Origin of the sequence: Trinickia dabaoshanensis, from assembly GCF_002879885.1 — a bacterium.
Classification (GTDB): Bacteria; Pseudomonadota; Gammaproteobacteria; order Burkholderiales; family Burkholderiaceae; genus Trinickia; species Trinickia dabaoshanensis.
Genome location: NZ_PNYA01000069.1, coordinates 1 through 1,624, shown reverse-complemented (window position 1 = coordinate 1,624; position 1,624 = coordinate 1). Strand labels below are relative to the sequence as shown.

The 1,624-nt window shown below is 59.5% G+C and carries 2 protein-coding genes and 1 pseudogene; 1 reads left to right on the top strand and 2 read right to left on the bottom strand.

Going from position 1 to position 1,624, the window contains the following annotated elements:
• Positions 1-364: pseudogene (locus tag C0Z18_RS32385) on the bottom strand (hybrid sensor histidine kinase/response regulator); the annotation flags it as partial.
• A gap of 455 nt (positions 365-819) precedes the next feature.
• Between C0Z18_RS32385 and C0Z18_RS32380 the strand changes: the two are divergent.
• Entirely contained in the window at positions 820-1,287 is a 468-nt protein-coding gene (locus tag C0Z18_RS32380; RefSeq protein WP_158244354.1) for a response regulator, read from the top strand.
• 63 nt (positions 1,288-1,350) lie between these two features.
• Here the strand turns inward: C0Z18_RS32380 and C0Z18_RS33110 are convergent.
• The coding region (locus tag C0Z18_RS33110; RefSeq protein ID WP_158244353.1) for a hypothetical protein at positions 1,351-1,624 on the bottom strand (274 nt) is incomplete at its 5' end.

Below are 1,624 nucleotides of genomic sequence, written 5' to 3'. Positions count from 1 at the left end.
GCTCCTTGTCTTTGTAGCTGAGCGCACCGCCGGCAAGGCAGGTGTCGACGACATGGCGGTTGAATGCCGCAACTTCGGGCCATCCCAGCTCGACAGGCTTACCGAGCAAGAACGGGTGCCGACTACCAGCGAACACGGCATATGCGTCGTTGTAGAGCATGGTTCCCTCGCGTCCCCACAGCACTACAAGTGGGGAAGGCGAGGCGAGAACCACGCGAACCACACAGCAAAGACTTGAGGGCCAGCTTTGGCGCGCGCCTAGCGGCGTTGAGCTCCAATCGAAGCCGGCTATGAGTCGAGCCATTTCGCTCGTTTCTCCCTGCGCGTCGATGGACAGATTTGCGTTTTTGAGAGCTGACGGCATCATGCAGGGGGCCTCCGAAGTAGTGATTTTCCGAAACGGACGACACTCTGCTTCGCGATCACGCGAGGCATCTTGTAGATACGGTCTCCTGCCAGCACCAAAGTTCCGCGGCGCACGTCATCTCAAAGCGTCCATAACGTGTCTCGGACCTTGTAAAAAAGACATCTAATTTCTTCGTCGCACGCTCCGCGATGCCAGACCGGCGCACGAGCATCGCGGAGGAAACGGGCCATTGCCATTGCGCGCCGTGCAAGTTGCCAGGCGTATCGGGCGCTCGTGTAGCTACCCGAAGCAAGATTCGGAGGAAGGCCGCCCGCATCGCATGACATTGCGGTTGCAGTCCTCGTCTCTCGCGCGCAACTGGCACAGAATTCGCTGGAACTCAATAGGTCGTCGCGGGGCAACTTTGACTGGCTCCCCGGCGACGAATAGCCCCGTTCTAGATGAGCAGTGTCATGAACAATGGCCTCCCCCGTTTCGCCACCGTGCTCGTGGTCGAAGACGACGAGTGCGCGCGCAGTGCGCTTGAGTCGATCCTGACCGCAGAGGGGCACTTTGTCGTTGGCGCGCCCAACGGTGCCGCCGCGCTTGAGAGCCTGCACGTCCTAACCCCGGATGCGGTCATCACCGATGTGCAGATGCCCGAGCTTGACGGCATTCAGTTGTGTCGCGCGATTCGGGCATCTCCGCTATTGAGACGCCTGCCGATCATCGTCATTTCTTCCGAAACACGGGATCAGTTCGGCGCATCGGGGTTATTCGACATCTACTTACGCAAGCCTATCGATGCAAGGCGACTCATCTATGCGCTGTCAGGCGTTCTCGCGATCGATTGCTCAAAGGATGCTGCGCCCAGCCTGGCGCAATCGGTAGATGACGTGACCAAACACGGAGCATCGCCGGGAGCGACATCGCCGGCATGACCAGCAAACGGCCTCGCGCGTGCCATCCTTTACCAGGCTGGTATCTATCGGCTTCGCTATTATTTAGTCGCCGCGGCTTTTCATCGGCTTGGGGCGCCGGAGAGCCAAGTGCTGCAACAGTTGCTGCGCCTCGTCAAACGCCTGGCTGATTGCCTCTTCCGGGCTTTCCCCATAGACGGGGGCGCCGTCTACAGGCTCGTCGTCCCACAAGGTCAATTGCACCCATGCGCGGTAGCGCGGGTTGTGCTGCGAATCTTCTTGCTCTATGCCCAGCTGGCAGTCTTTTAAGACCGCGCTATAAGCCGTTAGCGACACGAGATCTTGAGCCGCAACGCTT

Excerpts from the sequence above, each read along its gene's own strand:
- C0Z18_RS32380 (WP_158244354.1), top strand. The coding sequence starts at position 820 with ATGAACAATGGCCTCCCCCGTTTCGCCACCGTGCTCGTGGTCGAAGAC.